Below are 17,395 nucleotides of genomic sequence, written 5' to 3'. Positions count from 1 at the left end.
CGTCGGCGCGGTGGAGGGGGCGGGCGCCGGGCTCTGCGAGGGCGTCTGCGGCGGCTGCGACCCGGAACCGCCGCCGCCGATGTCCAGGTCGATGCAGTTGTAGAACGCCATCGGTGTGTCGCCGATGTTCCAGATGGCCAGGACCTTCTGCCGTCCCGGGAACTCGCTGAGGTCGACCCGGTGCGTGACGACCGAGTCCGGGATCTGGTTGCGGTCGTCGAAGACGGCCACGCGGGTGCCGCCGACGAAGTACTCCCAGGTGCTGGTGCGGTGCCGCGCGGTGAGCGTCCAGCTGAAGGTCACCGTGCTCCCGACGGACTTGGCGGGCCAGTTGCGGCTCTCGTCGGAGAGCACCGCGAACTGGCTCAGGCCGCCGTGGCAGTTGCGCTGCCCCTTCGGCCCTTCGACGCTCTGCGGCTCGAACTGGATGGGGCCGCAGTCGGGCACGGCGCCGGCGGCGCACAGCGCCTGCCGGCTCGGCGGGGCGGAGACGTAGCCGTGCGCCGACGCGGGGGCCGCGGTGAACAGCGTCGTACCGGCGGCCGCCGTGAGGACGGCGAGCGGATAGGCGATCGTCCTGCGCATACGGGCAGTCCTTCCCATCGTCTTCGGGGGGTCGGTCGCCGCGTTTCGGGGGACCGTTGACTGCGTCAGGACGTTAGCGACGGCTCTCCTAAGGCCGCCTTAACGACCAGGGAAGCACTCGTCAATCCTGGGAGCGCCCGCCCGGGCGGCCCCGGAGCGGGGGAGGGGAGGCGCGTGCGGACGTACAAGTAGCTTGATATCGAGATAAATTAGAGGTATCTTGACATCGAGAAAAAAGCCGCCGAAGTTAGGCGCACCTGATTCCCGGTCAGGTCACCGACTAAGGCAGGATCGAGTAGGTGAGCACCCGCCTGCCGTGCCCGGGCCGCGCCCGGGGCACCGGCCGCGGGCGGGCCTACGAAGACCAAGACACAACGCCGCGCGCGCAAGATTCGGACCGGTCGCGCGGTGGTGACGGAGGAGGAGTCCGTGTCCTCGAACAGCTTCGGCAGCCTTGACAAGCTGCAGGTAGGCGACAAGTCGTACGACATCCATCGGCTGGACGCGGTCGAGGGCTCCGCCCGCCTCCCGTACAGCCTGAAGGTGCTCCTGGAGAACCTCCTGCGCACCGAGGACGGCGCGAACGTCACGGCCGACCACATCCGCGCGCTCGCGGAGTGGGACCCGAAGGCGCAGCCGAGCAAGGAGATCCAGTTCACCCCCGCCCGGGTGATCATGCAGGACTTCACCGGCGTGCCGTGCGTGGTGGACCTCGCCACGATGCGCGAGGCCGTCCGCGACCTCGGCGGGGACCCCGGCAGCATCAACCCGCTCGCGCCGGCCGAGCTGGTCATCGACCACTCCGTCATCGTCGACTACTTCGGCTCCCCGGACGCCTTCGAGCGCAACGTCCAGCGGGAGTACGAGCGCAACGGGGAGCGCTACCAGTTCCTCCGCTGGGGGCAGACCGCGTTCGACGAGTTCAAGGTCGTCCCGCCCGGCACCGGCATCGTCCACCAGGTCAACATCGAGCACCTCGCGCGCGTGGTGTTCGACCGCGACGGCGTCGCCTACCCCGACACCTGCGTCGGGACCGACTCGCACACGACGATGCAGAACGGCATCGGCGTCCTCGGCTGGGGCGTCGGCGGCATCGAGGCGGAGGCCGCGATGCTCGGCCAGCCGATCTCGATGCTCATCCCGCGCGTGGTCGGCTTCAAGCTGACCGGCGAGATGCCCGCGGGCACCACCGCGACCGACCTGGTCCTCACCATCACCGAGATGCTGCGCCAGCACGGGGTCGTCGGCAAGTTCGTCGAGTTCTACGGCGAGGGCGTCCAGGCGCTGCCGGTGGCGAACCGCGTCACGATCGGCAACATGAGCCCCGAGTTCGGCTCCACCGCCGCGACCTTCCCGATCGACGGCGAGACGCTGAAGTACCTGCGGCTGACCGGGCGCAGCGAGGAGCAGGTCGCCCTCGTCGAGGCGTACGCCAAGGCGCAGGGCCTGTGGCTCGACCCGTCCGCGGAGCCCGAGTTCTCCGAGAACCTGGAACTGGACCTGGCCACGGTCGTCCCGTCCCTGGCCGGCCCGAAGCGCCCGCAGGACCGCATCTCCGTGGAGCACGCCAAGCGGACCTGGCGCCGCGACGTGCACAGCTACGTCTCCAGCGTGATGGGCGCGACGGACGAGGCGGTCAACGAGAGCTTCCCCGCCTCCGACTCGCCGGCGATCAGCCACGGTACCAAGGGCGACAAGCCGCGCAAGGTCGACCGCAACGGCTCCGGCCGCCCGCACAAGCGCGTCCCCGTCACCCTCGAGGACGGCACGAGCTTCGAGATGGACCACGGCCACGTCGCCATGGCCGCCATCACGTCCTGCACCAACACGTCCAACCCGTACGTGATGATCGGCGCGGCACTGGTGGCGAAGAAGGCCGTCGAGAAGGGCCTGAACCGCAAGCCGTGGGTGAAGACGTCCCTCGCGCCGGGATCCCAGGTCGTCACCGACTACTACGAGCGCGCCGGGCTCACCCCGTACCTCGACAAGATCGGCTTCAACCTCGTCGGGTACGGCTGCACCACCTGCATCGGCAACTCCGGCCCGCTGCAGCCGGAGATCTCCAAGGCCGTCAACGACAACGACCTGGCGGTCACCGCGGTGCTGTCCGGCAACCGCAACTTCGAGGGCCGCATCAGCCCCGACGTGAAGATGAACTACCTGGCGTCGCCGCCGCTGGTCATCGCGTACGCGCTCGCCGGGACGATGGACATCGACATCCTCAACGAGCCGATCGCCGAGGGCACCGACGGCCCGGTCTACCTGCGCGACATCTGGCCCTCGCACGAGGAGATCGCCGAGATCGTCGAGTCGTCCATCGGCCAGGAGATGTTCACCACCAGCTACGCCGACGTCTTCAAGGGCGACGAGCGCTGGCGCAACCTGGACATCCCGACCGGCGACCTCTTCGAGTGGGCCCCGGACTCCACCTACGTGCGCAAGGCCCCGTACTTCGACGGCATGTCCGCCGAGCCGGAGCCGCTCACCGACATCCACGGCGCCCGCGTCCTGGCGAAGCTCGGCGACTCGGTCACCACCGACCACATCTCCCCGGCCGGCGCCATCAAGGTCGGCACGCCCGCCGCGCAGTACCTCCAGGACAACGGCGTCGCGGTCAAGGACTTCAACTCCTACGGCTCGCGCCGCGGCAACCACGAGGTCATGATCCGCGGGACGTTCGCCAACATCCGGCTCCGCAACCAGCTCCTGGACGACGTCGAGGGCGGCTACACCCGCGACTTCACCCAGGAGGGGTCGCCGCAGTCGTTCATCTACGACGCGGCGCAGAACTACGCGGCGCAGGGCACCCCGCTCGTCGTCATCGCCGGCAAGGAGTACGGCTCCGGGTCGTCCCGCGACTGGGCCGCCAAGGGCACCGCGCTGCTCGGCGTCCGCGCCGTCATCGCCGAGTCCTACGAGCGCATCCACCGCTCGAACCTCATCGGCCTCGGCGTGCTGCCGCTGCAGTTCAAGGACGGCGACTCCGCCGAGTCGCTCGGCCTCACCGGCACCGAGACCTTCGACATCACCGGCGTCACCGCCATGAACGAGGGCGGCGTCCCCGAGGAGGTCGCGGTGAAGGCGGACGGCAAGGAGTTCAAGGCCGTCGTCCGCATCGACACCCCGGGCGAGGCGGAGTACTACCGCAACGGCGGCATCCTCCAGTACGTCCTCCGCAACCTGATCAGCAAGTAACCCGCCGCTACGCAGAAGTGCCCCGCTCCCGTAAGGGTGCGGGGCACTCTCGCGTCTCGGGGAGTCAGCGCTGGAAGAGGCCCATCAGGGCGGCGAACTCGTCCCGCCCCAGGAGCAGCTTGGGCCCGAGCCCTCAAGGTGAACGAGTCCGTGGCGCTGCTCCTGCTCCGGCACCTCTTCGACGAATGGGTGATCACGTGGGACCCCGCGGGGACGTGGCGGGCCGCCGGGCGCGTCCTGATCGTCCAGCGACCTCGACGGCCTGATCGAGACGCGCGCCGTAGCCGATCCCGACGCCACGCGCCAGGCCGTTCGTCGGCTCTCGTAGCGGCCGTACGCGGGACAGCGGGCGAGCCCTGGGTAGTGGTCCCCTGGTATACCCCACGAGACGAGAAGGCTGCGCATGAACAAGATCGGTGATCTGGACGTCTTCCCGCTCTGCCTGGGCGGGAACGTCTTCGGCTGGACCGCCGGGAAGGAGCGCTCGTTCGAGATCCTCGACGCCTACGCGGCGGACGGTGGCAACTTCATCGACACCTCCGACTCCTACATGGCGTCCGCGCCCGGCAACTCGGGCGGCGAGTCCGAGACGATCATCGGGGAGTGGACGGCGACGCGCGGCAACCGCGACGACGTCGTCATCGCGACGAAGGTCGGCCGGCACCCCGAGCGCAAGGGGCTGTCCCCGGCGAACATCCGGGCCGCCGCGGACGACTCCCTCCGCCGGCTCCGCACCGACCGCATCGACCTGTACTTCACGCACTTCGACGACCCGTCCGTTCCCGTCGAGGAGATCATGAAGACGTTGGACGAGCTCGTCACCGAGGGCAAGGTCCGGCAGATCGCGGTCTCCAACATCGAGATCGACCGGCTCCAGGCGTCCCTGGAGTTCGCCGAGCGGGAGGGCACGGCCCAGTACACGGCCATCCAGCCCCACTACAACCTCGTCTCCCGGGACACCTACGAGGGGCCCCGCCGCGACCTCGCCGAACGGTACGGGCTCGCCGCCGTCCCCTACTACGGCCTCGCGTCGGGCTTCCTGACGGGCAAGTACCGTCCCGGCGCGAACGTGGACAGCGTGCGCGCGGAGAAGGCCGCTCGATACCTGGAGACCGAGCGCGGAAACCGGGTCCTGGCCGCGCTCGACATCGTCGCCGAGGAACAGGACACCGCCGTCGCGACCGTGGCCCTGGCCTGGCTCGCCGCGCAGCCGACCGTCGCCGCGCCCATCGCCAGCGCCCGCACCATGGACCAGCTCCCGCCCCTCATCGACGCCGCGCGGACCACCCTGACCGACGACCAGCTCGCACGCCTCACCGAGGCGTCCGCGTGATGGCCGGATCGCAGACCGGAGATATCGAGATATAGCGTCCCTGGCGTGCCGGATCTCGAGTTTCTGCTCATCGGGGGGCTGGCGGCACTGATCGGGGCGGTCGTGCAGGGCAGCGTCGGCCTCGGCGTCGGGCTCGTCGCGACCCCCGTCGTGACGATGCTGTTCCCGTCCCTGATGCCCGGCTCGATCCTGGTGATGGCGCTGGTGCTGCCCGTCGCGACGCTCGCGCAGGAGTTCCGGCACGCCGAGCTGCGGGGGATCGGCTGGGCGTTCGCCGGCCGCCTCGCCGGGACGCCGCTCGGCGCCTGGCTGGTGGCGGTCGTCCCGGACCGCGCGCTCGGCATCATGATCGGCCTCATCGTGCTCGCCGCCCTCGCCGCGACGAGCTGGTCGCGGGAGGTGCCCCGCAACCGGGGGACGCTCTCCGCCGCCGGGCTCATCTCCGGCACGACCGGCACCGCGTCCGGCATCGGCGGCCCGCCGATCGCGCTGCTCTACCAGCGGGAGAGCGGCCCGGCCGTCCGCGCGACCCTGGCGGTCTTCTTCGTCGTCGGCGCGCTGCTGTCCCTCGCCACCCTCGCCGCCGCCGGGCAGCTGCCCGCCCGGCAGGTCGTCGCCGGCCTGGAGCTGCTCCCGTTCGTCCTCGCCGGCTTCCTGCTCTCCGGCCCGCTCCGCCGCTACCTTGACGCCGGGCGGCTCCGGCTGGCCCTGCTGATCGTCGTCGGGACGTCCGCGGTCGTGCTGATCGTGCGTAACCTGATCTGATGCGCCCCTCGAAAGCCGACCTGGAGGCCGCCCGCGACCGCGTCATCCCCGACGTCCTGCCTCCGGAAGGCGGGACGCTGCGCGTCCTGTTCAGCGGCATCAACCCGGGCCTCTACTCGGGGGCGACGGGCCACCACTTCGCCCGCCCCGGCAACCGCTTCTGGCCCGCCCTGCACCGCTCCGGCTTCACCGACCGCCAGCTGCACCCGTCCGAGCAGGACCTCCTGCCCTCCTACGGACTCGGCATCACCAACCTGGCGCACCGCACCACGGCCCGCGCCGACGAGCTGACCGCCGCGGAACTCCGCGAGGGCGGCCAACGCCTCGCCGCCCTCGTCGAGAAGTACCGCCCGGCCTACCTCGCCGTCGCCGGCGTCACCGCCTACCGCACCGCATACGGCCGCCCCCGCGCCCAGATCGGCCCCCAGGACGAAACCTTCGGCCCGGCACGCGTATGGGTCCTCCCCAACCCGAGCGGCCTCAATGCGAGCTGGCCCCTCGACCGCATGACCGCCGAGTTCACCCGCCTCCGCGAAGCCGCCGCCGCACTCAGAACTCCGTGAGCGTCCCCGGATCGAATGTCACGGTGAACGCCGAGTCCGCCTGAACCTCGACCTTGAGCACTTCACCCGCTTCTGCCGCCGCATGGGACAGGTAGGCGCCGGCGCCATCGTCCAGGGTGAAGACCCGCACTCTCGGATGCGGGGAGAATTCGACGAGCCAGTACTGAGGTATGCCGAGTGCCGCGTACTCCTTCAACTTGCGCACCCGATCGGTACGCTCGCTGCCACTGCCGGGAGAGACGACCTCGACGACCACCAGCAGTTCGCCGCCGGGGATGACGGCCGGGTCGCGATCCACGATCGATCGCCGCGCCACGCTTCTCGGCACCATGAACACATCGGGTTTCCGGATCCCCGCCGGCGTGCTGATCTCCCACTCACCACCCCCGGCGACGAACACCGTGGCACCCGCATCCACCGCGGCCGCATTGAAAATCTCCTGCAACCGCATGGCCGCCCAATTGTGGGGCGCACTCGGCGACAACTCGACGAGCCACCCATCCTCGAGTTCCAGGCCGCGGCCCTCGTCCTCTCGGGCGTGCAGGTCGTCCATCGTGTACGGGCCAAAACCGCCATGGTCGTGTGCGACGCTCACGGTCCTGCTCCCATCCGTCGTGTGACTGACCAGCGCAGGGACTACGTTACCCCGCCCGATTTCCATGGCCGAGGGTAGTGGATCCTTTACTCTCAGGTGGTGTTGTTGAGGGCGGCGGTGGTGGCGAACATCGTGTTCACCTCGTTGACGAGGGACGGTTTCGGCTGCCAGAGGCCGGGGTGGCCGATGGCCACGATGGGGCGGGGCAGCGCGCGGACGGCGCCGAGGTGCCAGTGGTGGGAGCCCGGGTCGGCCCAGGGGCCGCAGTCGCAGGAGCCGCCGGGGACGGTGGCGGAGCAGACGTCCTCCAGGTCGGCGACGGCGATGACGGCGCCGATGGTGGCGAGCGGGTCGCGCGGGTCCCAGCCGGCGGCCTGGACGAGCGGGGAGTCGCACGCCTTCAGGTCGACGCGCATGGATGCGTGGATCAGCAGCGGGCCGCGGTAGGCGGTGGGCAGCCCCTGGTTCGAGACGGTCTTGCCGCCGCGAGCGATCGCGAACGCCCAGGGCTGTTGAACACTCATCGCCTGCACGCGGTCACCTCCATGGCTCGCCCCTGACCCGTCGCCGCGGGCTCGCCGCGGCCCTGCCGGGCCGCCGGTGCGCCGCGCGACGATGCCCGAGAGGCTAGGCGCATATCGGCGGATGCGCCAACGGGCGGGGTGAGCGGGTCGTCGTCCGTCACGAGACCAGGCTCAGGCCGGTCGCTTCCCATGCGGATCTCCTCCGATCATCGTTGTGACGCGCGAGGACGCGTGCGGGTTGACGTGCGGTGCGGTTCAGCCCTTCAGCGCCCCCGCCATCAGGCCCCGCATGAAGAAGCGTCCGAGGAGCAGGTAGACCAGCAGCGTCGGCAGGGACGCCAGGAGCGCCGACGCCATCTGCACGTTGTACTGGACGGCGACCGCGCCCGACCCGGCGGTGTTGTTCAGCATCACCGTCACGGGCCAGCTGTCCGGGGCGCCGAGGAACACCGCGAACAAGAAGTCGTTCCACATCGAGGTGAACTGCCAGATGAGCGTCACCGCGAACGCCGGCCCCGAGACGGGCAGCACGACCGACCAGTACGTGCGCAGCATCCCGGCGCCGTCGACGCGGGCCGCCTCGATCAGCTCGTCCGGGATCGTGACGTAGTAGTTCCGGAAGATCAGCGTGCAGATCGGGATGCCGTACACGACGTGCGCGAGGACGAGGCCGCGGATCGTCCCGGACAGCTCGATGTCCGTCAGCAGCCCGGCCAGCGGGATCATCACCGCCTGGTACGGGATGAACATGCCGAACAGGAACAGCGTGAACACGGCGTCCGCGCCGGGGAACCGCCACTTGGACAGGACGTAGCCGTTCAGGGAGCCCAGCACCGCCGAGATGATCGACCCGCTGACGGCGATCTTGACGCTGTTGGCCAGGCCGCCCTTCAGCTCCGTCCAGGCCGCGCTCCAGCCGGAGGTGCTCCACCGCTCGGGCAGGCTCCACGCGCTGCTCGGGTCGGCCTCGTCCAGCGGCTTGAAGCTCGTCACGACCAGCACGTACACCGGGATGAGGAACAGCACGACGAACGCCAGCAGGATCGCCAGCCGCACCGTCCGCCCCGTCCGCGACATCCCGCCCGGGGCCCGCATGACCGTCATCGCGCGCGCTCCGAGCGGACCGACCAGACCAGGTACGGGATCACCAGGACGGCCACCGCGACCAGCATGTACGTGGCGATGGTGGCGCCGTTGGCGGGGTCGTGCCGGTCGAAGATCTCGACGTAGGCGGCGACGGCCGGGACGTAGGTGATGATCTGCTTGCCCGCGATCGCCATGATCAGGTCGAACACCTTGAGCGAGATGTGCCCGAGGATGATCAGCGCGGAGAGGGTGACCGGGCGGAGCTGCGGGAACACGACGTACCGGTACACCTGCAGCTCGGACGCGCCGTCCACCCGCGCGGCCTCGCGCAGGTCCTCGGGGACGCTGCGGAACCCGGCCAGGTACAGTGCCATGACGTATCCGGACATCTGCCAGACGGCCGGGAGCGCCATCGCCGCCATGCCCCAGTCCGGGTTCTGCCACCAGTCGTTCGCGAGCGCCCCCAGGTGGAGCTTGTCGAACAGCTGGTTGAGGCCGACCGCCCGCTCCGGCGGCGCCGGGTTCATCAGCCAGCGCCACACGACGCCCGTCGCGATGAAGGACACCGCCATCGGGAACAGGTAGACGATGCGGAAGGACGCCTCGCCGCGGACGCCCTTGTCCATCAGGAACGCGAGGAACGCGCCGAGCAGCAGGGCGCCGGCGACGAACACGGCCGTGAAGACGAGCGCGTTCCGCACGGCGCCCGGCCAGCTCGGCTGGTCCCACAGGTCGACGAAGTTCCGGCCCCCGTCGAACCCGTACTCGGACACCTCGTCGTGCTTGCCGCTCAGCGCGACCCGCGTGTTCCAGAAGATGAGCCCGTAGACGAACAGCCCGATCGCGACGATGGACGGCGAGACCAGCAGCAGCCCCGGCAGCCATTTCCGGCCGCGGCGGAACCTCACCGGACGCGTCCCGTCCGCCGTCTTCACTGCCCGCTGTTCTTAGCCGCGTTCACCAGCCCCTGCTGGAGCTTGCCGACGTCCTTGTTCTGCAGGAAGAGGCCCACCGCGGTGTCGATGTCGGTGTGCCACTTGTTGTTGGCGGTGACGCCGTGCCAGAACGAGCCCGCGAGCTTGATGTCGGGACTGGTCCAGCGCTCCAGCGCGTACTGCAGGTAGCCCGTGTAGAGGCTCTTGTCGCCGTCCGTGCGGGCGGGGATGGAGCCCTTCTTCGGGTTGAAGAGGTCCTGGCCCTCCTTGCTGGACACCTCCTTCAGCCACGCGATCGCCCCGCCGCGGTGCGGTGCGTTCTTGGGCAGGGTGAAGCTGTCCGACAGCCACATGTAGGTGCCCTCGGTGCCCGGGGACGGCGCGTACTTGAAGTCGGTGTCGAGCTTCTTGCCGAGGCCGTTGGGGGCCTCGCCGACGAAGTAGCCGTACGCCCAGTCGCCCATGATGTTGAACGCGGCCTTGCCGTCCACGACGGCCTTCGCGGCGCCCTGCCAGTCGGTGGACGCGGCCTCCAGCGTCGTGTACCTCATGATCTGGCCGAACTCGTGCAGCGCCTTGGTGACGGGCGGGGTGTCCCAGTCGGCGCCCGGCTCCCACAGCGCGTTGTAGGCGTCGGTGCCGAGGCTGCCGAGCAGCACGTTCTCCAGCAGGTGGTCGGCGGTCCACTGCGCGCCGAGCGAGAGCGGGACCTTGTCGGTCTTGTCGTCGACGGCCTTCAGCGCGGTGATGAACTCGGCGATCGACTCGGGCGGGCCGTCGATCCCGGCGTCCTTCAGGATGCCCGGGTTGTACCACAGCACGTTCGACCGGTGGATGTTCACCGGGACCGAGTAGATGTGCCCCTTGTAGCTGATCTGGTCGAGGAGCTGCTTCGGGTAGACCGAGTTCAGGTCGTTCTCCGCGTAGAAGTCGTCCAGCGGCTCGATCTGCCCGGCCTTGATGTAGTCGAGCAGTTCGGCGCCCGCGTGGCCCTGGAACGAGTCCGGCGGCTTGTTGTTCTGCAGGCGGCTCGCGAGGACGGCCTTCGCCTGCGTGCCCGACCCGCCGGCGATGGCCGCGTTGGTGAACTTCGTGCCCGGGTTCTTCTTCGCGAAGTCGGCCTGCATCGCCTTGAGCCCGTCGGCCTCGCCTGGACCGGTCCACCAGGAGAAGACCTCGACCTCGGACTTGTCGTCGTTGCCGTCGTCCTCGTTCGCGCCGCAGCCCGCCAGGGCGAGGGCGCCGGTCATCGCAACGGCCGCGAACACCTTGAGGCGGTGCCTGGGAGCGCGTACTCGCATCGTCCGTCCCTTCGGTTGCCCCCCGGGAGAAGCAAGCGTCCGCTCGGAAAGGCGCACCGGTCAACACCGGGGACGGAAAAGTGATCAAGCGGTGATGCGTGTCATGGAAGGGACGAATCGCACCTCGGCGCCGCGCTCCGGCGGCGTCTCCGGCCGGGTCTCCGGCAAGGTCTCCGCTGGTCTACCAGCTGACCGCGGGAGGCAGGTCCCGCTCGCCCGCGTCGGGCCAGTCGAGCGGCGCGCCGAGGGGTGCGAGCTCGGCGAGCTGGAGCCGGTACCACGGCGACGCCTGGGGGCGGTCGACCAGCTCCAGGCAGCGTTCCCAGCTCCACCACTCCGCGCGCTCCACCTCCTCCGGGTTCGGCCGGACGGGCCCGTTCGCCGGGACGGTGGCGCGCAGGACGGGGCAGCGCTCGTTCTCGACCGTCCCGTCCTCGGCGACGGCCCGGTACTGGAACCCGGGCAGCACGGACGTGAACGACACGGACGCGAGCGACGCCTCGTCCATGCCGAGCTCGTCCCGCAGCCGCCGGAGGACGGCCGACCGCAGGTTCTCGCCGGGGCCGGGGTGGCCGCAGCAGCTGCCCGTCCACACTCCCGGGAACGTGCGCTTGCCCAGTGCGCGCTGAGTGATCAGGACACGCCCCTCCGTATCCACGACATAACACGAAAAAGCCAGGTGATACGGCGTGTCCCGGTGATGGCTCGCGCCCTTCGGCGCGGTCCCGACCGCCTCGTCGTCCGCGTTGAGCAGCACAATCTCTTCGACGCCCATACTCTGTTCCTACCCCATCCCTGCACCGGGGGCGGTTCCCCCGCACGGGGTCAGTCTTTTCACACCCGCGGGGCAGGCGGCCTGCGGCGCGCCGGGGGCGAACCGGGATTAAACTCGGAACGGCGCCCGAGCCAGGGGAGATCCGATCCCCGACGGAGGAGTTGAAACGAGTGAGCTTGCTGGAGTCGATCTCAGGTCCCGACGACCTCAAGCGACTGGACGCCGCTCAGCTACCTCGCCTCGCGGAGGAGATCCGCGAGTTCCTCGTCCAGGCGGTCTCCAAGACCGGCGGGCACCTCGGCCCGAACCTCGGCGCGGTCGAGCTGACGATCGCGCTGCACCGGGTCTTCGACTCGCCGCACGACAAGATCCTGTTCGACACGGGGCACCAGGCGTACGTCCACAAGATGCTGACCGGCCGGCACGACTTCGAGCTGCTGCGCAGGCGCGGCGGCCTGTCGGGCTATCCGAGCCGCGCCGAGTCCGAGCACGACGTCATCGAGAACTCGCACGCCAGCACCGCCCTGTCGTACGCCGACGGGTTCGCCAAGGCGTTCCAGCTCCGCGGCGAGACCGACCGCGCCGTGGTGGCCGTCGTCGGTGACGGCGCGCTGACCGGCGGGATGTGCTGGGAGGCGCTCAACAACATCGCGGGCGGCGCCGACCGGCCCGTGATCATCGTGGTCAACGACAACGGCCGCTCCTACTCCCCGACGATCGGCGGCCTGGCCTCCCACCTGGCCGACCTCCGCGTCACGCAGGGGTACGAGCACGCCCTCGACCTCATCAAGAAGACCGTCCCGCGGACCCCGGTGGTCGGGAACATCACCTACGAGGCCCTGCACGGCATCAAGAAGGGCCTCAAGGACGTCCTGCAGCCGCAGGCCATGTTCGAGGACCTCGGCATGAAGTACGTCGGCCCCATCAACGGGCACGACGAGGACGCCGTCGAGCGCGCGCTGCGCCGCGCCCGCGGCTTCGGCCAGCCGGTCATCGTGCACTGCATCACGACCAAGGGACGCGGCTATGCGCCGGCCGAGAACGACACCGAGGACTGCATGCACGGCGGCGGCGCGTTCGACCCCGCCACCGGCGCCTTCGTCCGCAAGAAGGGCGGCCCCGCCTGGACGAAGGTCTTCGGCGAGGAGATGGTCGCGATCGGGCGCGAGCGCCGCGACGTGGTCGCCATCACCGCCGCGATGCTGTACCCGACCGGGCTGGCCCCGTTCGCCGAGGCGTTCCCCGACCGCATCTTCGACGTGGGCATCGCCGAGCAGCACGCGGTCACGTCCGCGACCGGGCTCGCGATGGGCGGCCTGCACCCCGTCGTGGCGGTGTACGCGACGTTCCTCAACCGCGCGTTCGACCAGGTCCTGATGGACACGGCGCTGCACCGGCAGCCCGTCACCTTCGCGCTGGACCGCTCCGGCGTGACCGGCGACGACGGCGCCAGCCACAACGGCATGTGGGACATGTCGATCCTCCAGCTCGTCCCCGGGATGCGCATCGCCGTGCCGCGCGACGGCGCCCGGTTGCGCGAGCTGCTGCGCGAGTGCGTCGCCGTCTCCGACGGCCCGACCGCGATCCGCTACCCGAAGGGCCCGGCCGCCGACGACATCGAGGCGGTCGGCAAGGCGGGGGAGATGGACGTCCTGGCCCGCCACGACGGCTCCAACGGCACCCGCGTCCTGCTGGTCGCGGCGGGGTCGATGGCGTCGCCCGCGGTCGAGGCCGCCGAACTGGTCGCCGCGCAGGGCATCGGCGTCACGGTCGTCGACCCCCGGTGGGTGAAGCCGCTCGACCCGGCGCTGCTCGACCTCGCCCGGGAGCACGCCCTCGTCGCCGTCGCCGAGGACAACGGCCGCACCGGAGCCGTCGGCGACGCCGTCGCCCGCCTCCTGCGCGACGCCGAGGTCGACGTGCCGGTCCGGACGTTCGGCATCCCGCAGGAGTTCCTCGACCACGCCGCACGCGCCGAGATCCTCACCGACATCGGCCTCACGCCCCAGGCCCTCGCCCGGGACATCACGGCGTCTGCTACTGCATTGTCCTTGGCGTCAGGCGCAGAGCGCCTTCCTTCGGCGGACAACGCCACCGATCGCTAGCATCGCTCCGTCTCGCCTGGCGGCTCGCTGCGCGATCGGTTTCTCGCAGGCTCGAAACCGGCTTCGCACGCGATCGGACGCTTGAGGTCGTCGGGGGTCGGGACAGGGGCTGATGTGGTCGCGTCCGGTCAGACGCCCTCGGCCGACAGGAGCTGCCAGAAGTGGGTGATGGACGCGGCGGTCGTACCCAGGTCGCGGCCTGAGTACGTCCATCGCCCGCGCAGGCGCCAGGGACGCCCGTTGCCGTCCTGGACGTAGACCTGGAGCGGGAAGCACGCGTCGTGGGCGCGGATGACGCCCGCCGGGTCCACCGTTGGGGCGAGGCTGGGCTCGCCCTCACAGCGCACGCCCATGACGGACGTGCGCGGGTCCTGGCGCAGGAGTCCCTGCGTCAGGTCGTACACGAGTACGGACACGTAGTCGGGACCCAGCCACCTGAGGTCGGGGACGGTCTCGGGTGGAGGGAACCCGTACAGTTCTGGACCGCCGGCCACAGGCCGCACCGTAGCGTCCTGGACACACGTCCGTCACTACCCCGCGAGGGGGATCTTCGGGCCGGGCGGGTCAATCCCCGCCGCGGCACGCGGACGTCATCGCCTCCCAGCGGGCGAGCTTGACGCGCTCGCCGCGGTCGAGAGACTGCGCGAGGGCGATCTCGGCGGCGTCGAGCTTGAGCCAGTCGTCGTAGGTGACGACGGGCAGCCCCCGCGCCTCCAGCAGCTCCTCGATGTTGCGCTTCGGCCCGGTCTCGGCCCCGCCGAGGTCCTCCAGGAGGTTGCGGACGGTCTCGGCCGCGTCGGACTTGTTGGTGCCGACGACGCCGGACGGGCCGCGCTTGATCCAGCCGGCGACGTACTCGCGGGGGACGGGCGAGCCGTCCGGGCCGATGACGCGGCCGCCCTCGTTCGGCACGGTGTAGGAGCGCTCGTCGAACGGGACGCCGTCCAGCGGGACGCTCTGGTAGCCGACCGAGCGCAGCACCATGCCGACGGGGAGCGTCTCGAACTCGCCGGTTCCGGTGACGCGGCCCGTCTCGTCCAGCCGGGTCTTCTCCAGCCGGAGCCCCTCGACGCGGTCGGTGCCGAGGATCTCGGCCGGGGCGCGCCAGAACCGCACGTCGATGTGCCGGGGGCGCGCGGCGCCCGGGTCCTCCGTCCAGGACCTGAGGACCTTGACGTTGCCGCCGACCTTGCGGTCCTTCTCGGCCAGTTCGGCGCTGGCGGGGTCGAGTTCCATGTCCTCGGCGCTGACGTGGATGCTCGCGCTGGGCAGCTCGCCCAGCTCGCGGGCCTCCTTGGTGGTGAACTTCGCCTGCGCGGGGCCGCGCCGCCCGATCATGTGGACGCGCTTCACCCGGCTCTGCGACAGCGCCTCGATGACCTGCTCGGGGACGTCGGTCTCCCGCAGCTCCTCGGCCGTCTTGGCGAGGATCCGGACGACGTCCACGGCGACGTTCCCGACACCGATCACCGCGACCTCCTCGACCGACAGGTCGAAGACGTGGTCGGCGGCGTCGGGGTGCCCGCAGTACCAGTTGACGAAGTCGGTCGCGGCGATGCTGCCCGGAAGGTCCTCACCGGGGACGCGCATGTGCCGGTCGACCATCGCGCCGGTGGAGTAGATGACCGCGTCGTAGCACTCCAGCAGGTCGTCGCGGCTGATGTCGCGGCCGAGCTCGACGCAGCCGAAGAACCGCACGGCGGGGTTCTCCAGCACCTTCTGCAGGTACCGGGCGATCGACTTGATGGACTTGTGGTCGGGGGCGACGCCGTAGCGGACCAGCCCGTAGGGCGTCGGCAGCCGGTCGAACACGTCGACGCGGACGTCGCCGTCCGTCTGCTTGACGAGGGCCTCGGCGGCGTAGATGCCCGCCGGTCCCGAGCCGATCACCGCGACGCGAACTGGAGAACCCATGCGGGCCATTCTGCACACATGCCGCGCGGAATGACACAGGGACCCCCGTACGGGCCGCTCCGCTGGTCAGGACTTCATGGGCAGGTCCGCGCCGTCCCTGAGCCGGCTGTTCCGGTACCCGTACGCGGCGTAGATGACGATCCCGACCACCATCCAGACGACGAACCGCAGCCAGGTCTCCACCGGAAGGTTCAGCATCACGAACAGGCAGGCGAGGATGGACAGGGCGGGGACGAGCGGCACGAGCGGCGTGCGGAACGCGCGCGGCAGGTCCGGGCGGGTGCGGCGCAGGATCACCACGGCGGCCGAGACGACGACGAACGCGAACAGCGTGCCGATGTTGACGAGGGTGGCGAGCTCGGCCAGCGGGATGAACCCCGCGAGCACCGCGACGATCACGCCCATGATGACGGTCGAGCGGTAGGGCGTGCCGAACCGGGGGTGGACGACCGAGAGCCAGGCCGGCACCAGGCCGTCCCGGGCCAGTGCGAAGAAGATCCGGCTCATCCCGAGCAGCAGGATCATCACGACGGTGATGAGGCCGACGACGGCGCCGATGTCGATGATGGTGGCGAACACCGGGTGCCCGGCGGCCTTGAACGCGTCCGCGAGGGGCGCCTCGGTGCTCAGCTCCGAGTAGTGCTGCATGCCGACGACGACGGTCGAGACGGCCGCGTACAGGACGGCCGTGATGACGAGCGAGCCGATGAGGCCGATCGGCAGGTCCCGCTGCGGGCGCTTGGCCTCCTCGGCGGCGGTGGCGACGATGTCGAACCCGATGTAGGCGAAGAACACGATCGCGAGGGCGGAGAAGACGCCGAGCCAGCCGTAGGCGACCGGCGTGAAGCCGAACAGCACCTGTATCAGCGGCGCGTCCAGCCCGCCGACCTCGGGCGTCGACTTCGAGGGCGGGATGAACGGGTCGTAGTTGGCGCCCTTGACGAAGAACAGCCCCGCGACGATCACCAGCAGCACCACCGCCACCTTGATCGCCACGACCACGGCGTTGACCATCGAGGAGATCTTGATGCCGAGCACGAGCAGCGCGGTCACCGCCAGCACGAGCGCGATGGCCGGGACGTTGACCGTCCCGCCCTCGCCGGGCGGCGCGGCGATCACCTCCGGCACCGTGACGCCGATGCCGTCCAGCAGCGAGGCGAAGTACCCGGACCAGCCGACCGCGACGACCGCCGCGCCGAGCGCCATCTCCAGGATGAGGTCCCAGCCGATGATCCAGGCGGGGAACTCGCCGAGGGTGGCGTACGAGAACGTGTAGGCGGACCCGGCGACCGGGACGGTGGAGGCGAACTCGGCGTAGCACAGCGCCGCCAGCCCGCACACCACGGCGGCGAGGATGAACGACAGCGCGACCGCGGGGCCCGCGTTGTCGCGGGCGACCTGCCCGGTCAGCACGAAGATGCCGGTCCCGACGATCACGCCGACGCCGAACACCGTCAGGTCCAGCGGCCCCAGCGCGCGCCGGAGCCGGTGCGTGGGCTCCTCGGTGTCGCGGACCGACTGCTCGACCGACTTCGTGCGCAGCAGGTGCATCCTCCGGCCTCCCCAGATGATCGTCGCGGCAGTCACGCGTATGCCCATATGTGCGCGACTTATGGCCGACGAAACCTTGGTGTGCCCATGAACTGGGGAGATGCCGGGAAAAGGGCGTCCCGAGCGGTGTTCGGGACGCCCTTCCGGAGGGGCGGGCGAGGTCAGGCG

General features: G+C 70.3%; 15 protein-coding genes. 5 read left to right on the top strand and 10 right to left on the bottom strand.

What is annotated here, in order from left to right; all coding sequences use genetic code 11:
- Nucleotides 1-585 (bottom strand): lytic polysaccharide monooxygenase auxiliary activity family 9 protein (locus E1266_RS25490; protein ID WP_132051119.1); only part of this gene is annotated, 585 nt, incomplete at its 3' end.
- 429 nt (nucleotides 586-1,014) lie between these two features.
- Between E1266_RS25490 and acnA the strand changes: the two genes are divergently transcribed.
- The 4 genes from acnA to mug all read left to right on the top strand — a co-directional run bounded on the left by acnA (nucleotide 1,015) and on the right by mug (nucleotide 6,441).
- On the top strand, nucleotides 1,015-3,780 hold the full coding sequence (gene acnA, locus E1266_RS25485) for an aconitate hydratase AcnA (RefSeq protein WP_132051117.1): 2,766 nt from the start codon (nucleotides 1,015-1,017) through the stop codon (nucleotides 3,778-3,780).
- A 403-nt stretch (nucleotides 3,781-4,183) separates the two neighbouring features.
- Nucleotides 4,184-5,113 (top strand): aldo/keto reductase, encoded by a 930-nt coding sequence (locus E1266_RS25480; RefSeq protein WP_132051115.1) that lies wholly within the window; start codon nucleotides 4,184-4,186, stop codon nucleotides 5,111-5,113.
- A 45-nt stretch (nucleotides 5,114-5,158) separates the two neighbouring features.
- Nucleotides 5,159-5,878 carry a sulfite exporter TauE/SafE family protein gene (locus E1266_RS25475; protein WP_132051113.1) on the top strand — a complete coding sequence of 240 codons (720 nt, stop codon included), beginning with the start codon at nucleotides 5,159-5,161 and terminating at the stop codon, nucleotides 5,876-5,878.
- Nucleotides 5,878-6,441 (top strand): G/U mismatch-specific DNA glycosylase, encoded by a 564-nt coding sequence (mug, locus tag E1266_RS25470; protein ID WP_132051111.1) that lies wholly within the window; start codon nucleotides 5,878-5,880, stop codon nucleotides 6,439-6,441. Before E1266_RS25475 ends, mug begins: the two co-directional genes overlap by 1 nt.
- Here the strand turns inward: mug and E1266_RS25465 are convergent.
- From E1266_RS25465 to idi, 6 genes are all read right to left on the bottom strand, one after another.
- Nucleotides 6,428-7,036 (bottom strand): Uma2 family endonuclease, encoded by a 609-nt coding sequence (locus tag E1266_RS25465; protein ID WP_243718858.1) that lies wholly within the window; start codon nucleotides 7,034-7,036, stop codon nucleotides 6,428-6,430. The two genes, mug and E1266_RS25465, sit on opposite strands and share 14 nt — an antisense overlap.
- Before the next feature lie 92 nt (nucleotides 7,037-7,128).
- Complete coding sequence (locus tag E1266_RS25460) at nucleotides 7,129-7,560, bottom strand: hypothetical protein (protein WP_243718856.1); 432 nt, start codon at nucleotides 7,558-7,560, stop codon at nucleotides 7,129-7,131.
- Between the two features lie 255 nt (nucleotides 7,561-7,815).
- Nucleotides 7,816-8,664, bottom strand: a complete 849-nt coding sequence (locus E1266_RS25455; protein WP_132051105.1) for a carbohydrate ABC transporter permease — start codon at nucleotides 8,662-8,664, stop codon at nucleotides 7,816-7,818.
- Complete coding sequence (locus tag E1266_RS25450) at nucleotides 8,661-9,554, bottom strand: sugar ABC transporter permease (protein ID WP_243718854.1); 894 nt, start codon at nucleotides 9,552-9,554, stop codon at nucleotides 8,661-8,663. Before E1266_RS25450 ends, E1266_RS25455 begins: the two co-directional genes overlap by 4 nt.
- 23 nt (nucleotides 9,555-9,577) lie before the next feature.
- On the bottom strand, nucleotides 9,578-10,882 hold the full coding sequence (locus E1266_RS25445) for an ABC transporter substrate-binding protein (RefSeq protein ID WP_243718852.1): 1,305 nt from the start codon (nucleotides 10,880-10,882) through the stop codon (nucleotides 9,578-9,580).
- A 181-nt stretch (nucleotides 10,883-11,063) separates the two neighbouring features.
- The gene (gene idi, locus E1266_RS25440) at nucleotides 11,064-11,657 is read right to left on the bottom strand and encodes an isopentenyl-diphosphate Delta-isomerase (RefSeq protein WP_132051103.1); all 594 of its coding nucleotides are present in this window, start codon (nucleotides 11,655-11,657) and stop codon (nucleotides 11,064-11,066) included.
- A 170-nt stretch (nucleotides 11,658-11,827) separates the two neighbouring features.
- Here idi and dxs point away from each other — a divergent pair, with 170 nt between their 5' ends.
- The gene (gene dxs / locus E1266_RS25435; protein WP_132051102.1) at nucleotides 11,828-13,762 is read left to right on the top strand and encodes a 1-deoxy-D-xylulose-5-phosphate synthase; all 1,935 of its coding nucleotides are present in this window, start codon (nucleotides 11,828-11,830) and stop codon (nucleotides 13,760-13,762) included.
- Between the two features lie 128 nt (nucleotides 13,763-13,890).
- On the opposite strand, the gene E1266_RS25430 is transcribed toward dxs, so the two are convergent.
- The 3 genes from E1266_RS25430 to E1266_RS25420 form a co-directional block, all read right to left on the bottom strand.
- Nucleotides 13,891-14,256: a hypothetical protein gene (locus E1266_RS25430; protein WP_132051101.1), complete on the bottom strand. Its 366-nt coding sequence runs from the start codon at nucleotides 14,254-14,256 to the stop codon at nucleotides 13,891-13,893.
- Nucleotides 14,257-14,326: 70 nt separating this feature from the next.
- Nucleotides 14,327-15,676 (bottom strand): FAD-dependent oxidoreductase, encoded by a 1,350-nt coding sequence (locus tag E1266_RS25425; RefSeq protein ID WP_132051100.1) that lies wholly within the window; start codon nucleotides 15,674-15,676, stop codon nucleotides 14,327-14,329.
- A gap of 66 nt (nucleotides 15,677-15,742) precedes the next feature.
- A complete protein-coding gene (locus E1266_RS25420) occupies nucleotides 15,743-17,227 on the bottom strand; it encodes an amino acid permease (RefSeq protein WP_132051121.1) in 1,485 nt (494 codons plus the stop codon).
- Nucleotides 17,228-17,395: the final 168 nt, after the last annotated feature.

The organism is Actinomadura sp. 7K534 (genome assembly GCF_004348575.1).
GTDB classification, from domain to species: domain Bacteria; phylum Actinomycetota; class Actinomycetes; order Streptosporangiales; family Streptosporangiaceae; genus Spirillospora; species Spirillospora livida.
This window is presented reverse-complemented; position numbering and strand designations above follow the sequence as displayed.

Excerpts from the sequence above, each read along its gene's own strand:
- E1266_RS25480 (WP_132051115.1), top strand. The coding sequence starts at position 4,184 with ATGAACAAGATCGGTGATCTGGACGTCTTCCCGCTCTGCCTGGGCGGG.
- mug (WP_132051111.1), top strand. The coding sequence starts at position 5,878 with ATGCGCCCCTCGAAAGCCGACCTGGAGGCCGCCCGCGACCGCGTCATC.
- E1266_RS25460 (WP_243718856.1), bottom strand. The coding sequence starts at position 7,560 with ATGAGTGTTCAACAGCCCTGGGCGTTCGCGATCGCTCGCGGCGGCAAG.
- E1266_RS25455 (WP_132051105.1), bottom strand. The coding sequence starts at position 8,664 with ATGACGGTCATGCGGGCCCCGGGCGGGATGTCGCGGACGGGGCGGACG.
- E1266_RS25445 (WP_243718852.1), bottom strand. The coding sequence starts at position 10,882 with ATGCGAGTACGCGCTCCCAGGCACCGCCTCAAGGTGTTCGCGGCCGTT.
- idi (WP_132051103.1), bottom strand. The coding sequence starts at position 11,657 with ATGGGCGTCGAAGAGATTGTGCTGCTCAACGCGGACGACGAGGCGGTC.
- E1266_RS25425 (WP_132051100.1), bottom strand. The coding sequence starts at position 15,676 with ATGGGTTCTCCAGTTCGCGTCGCGGTGATCGGCTCGGGACCGGCGGGC.
- E1266_RS25420 (WP_132051121.1), bottom strand. The coding sequence starts at position 17,227 with ATGCACCTGCTGCGCACGAAGTCGGTCGAGCAGTCGGTCCGCGACACC.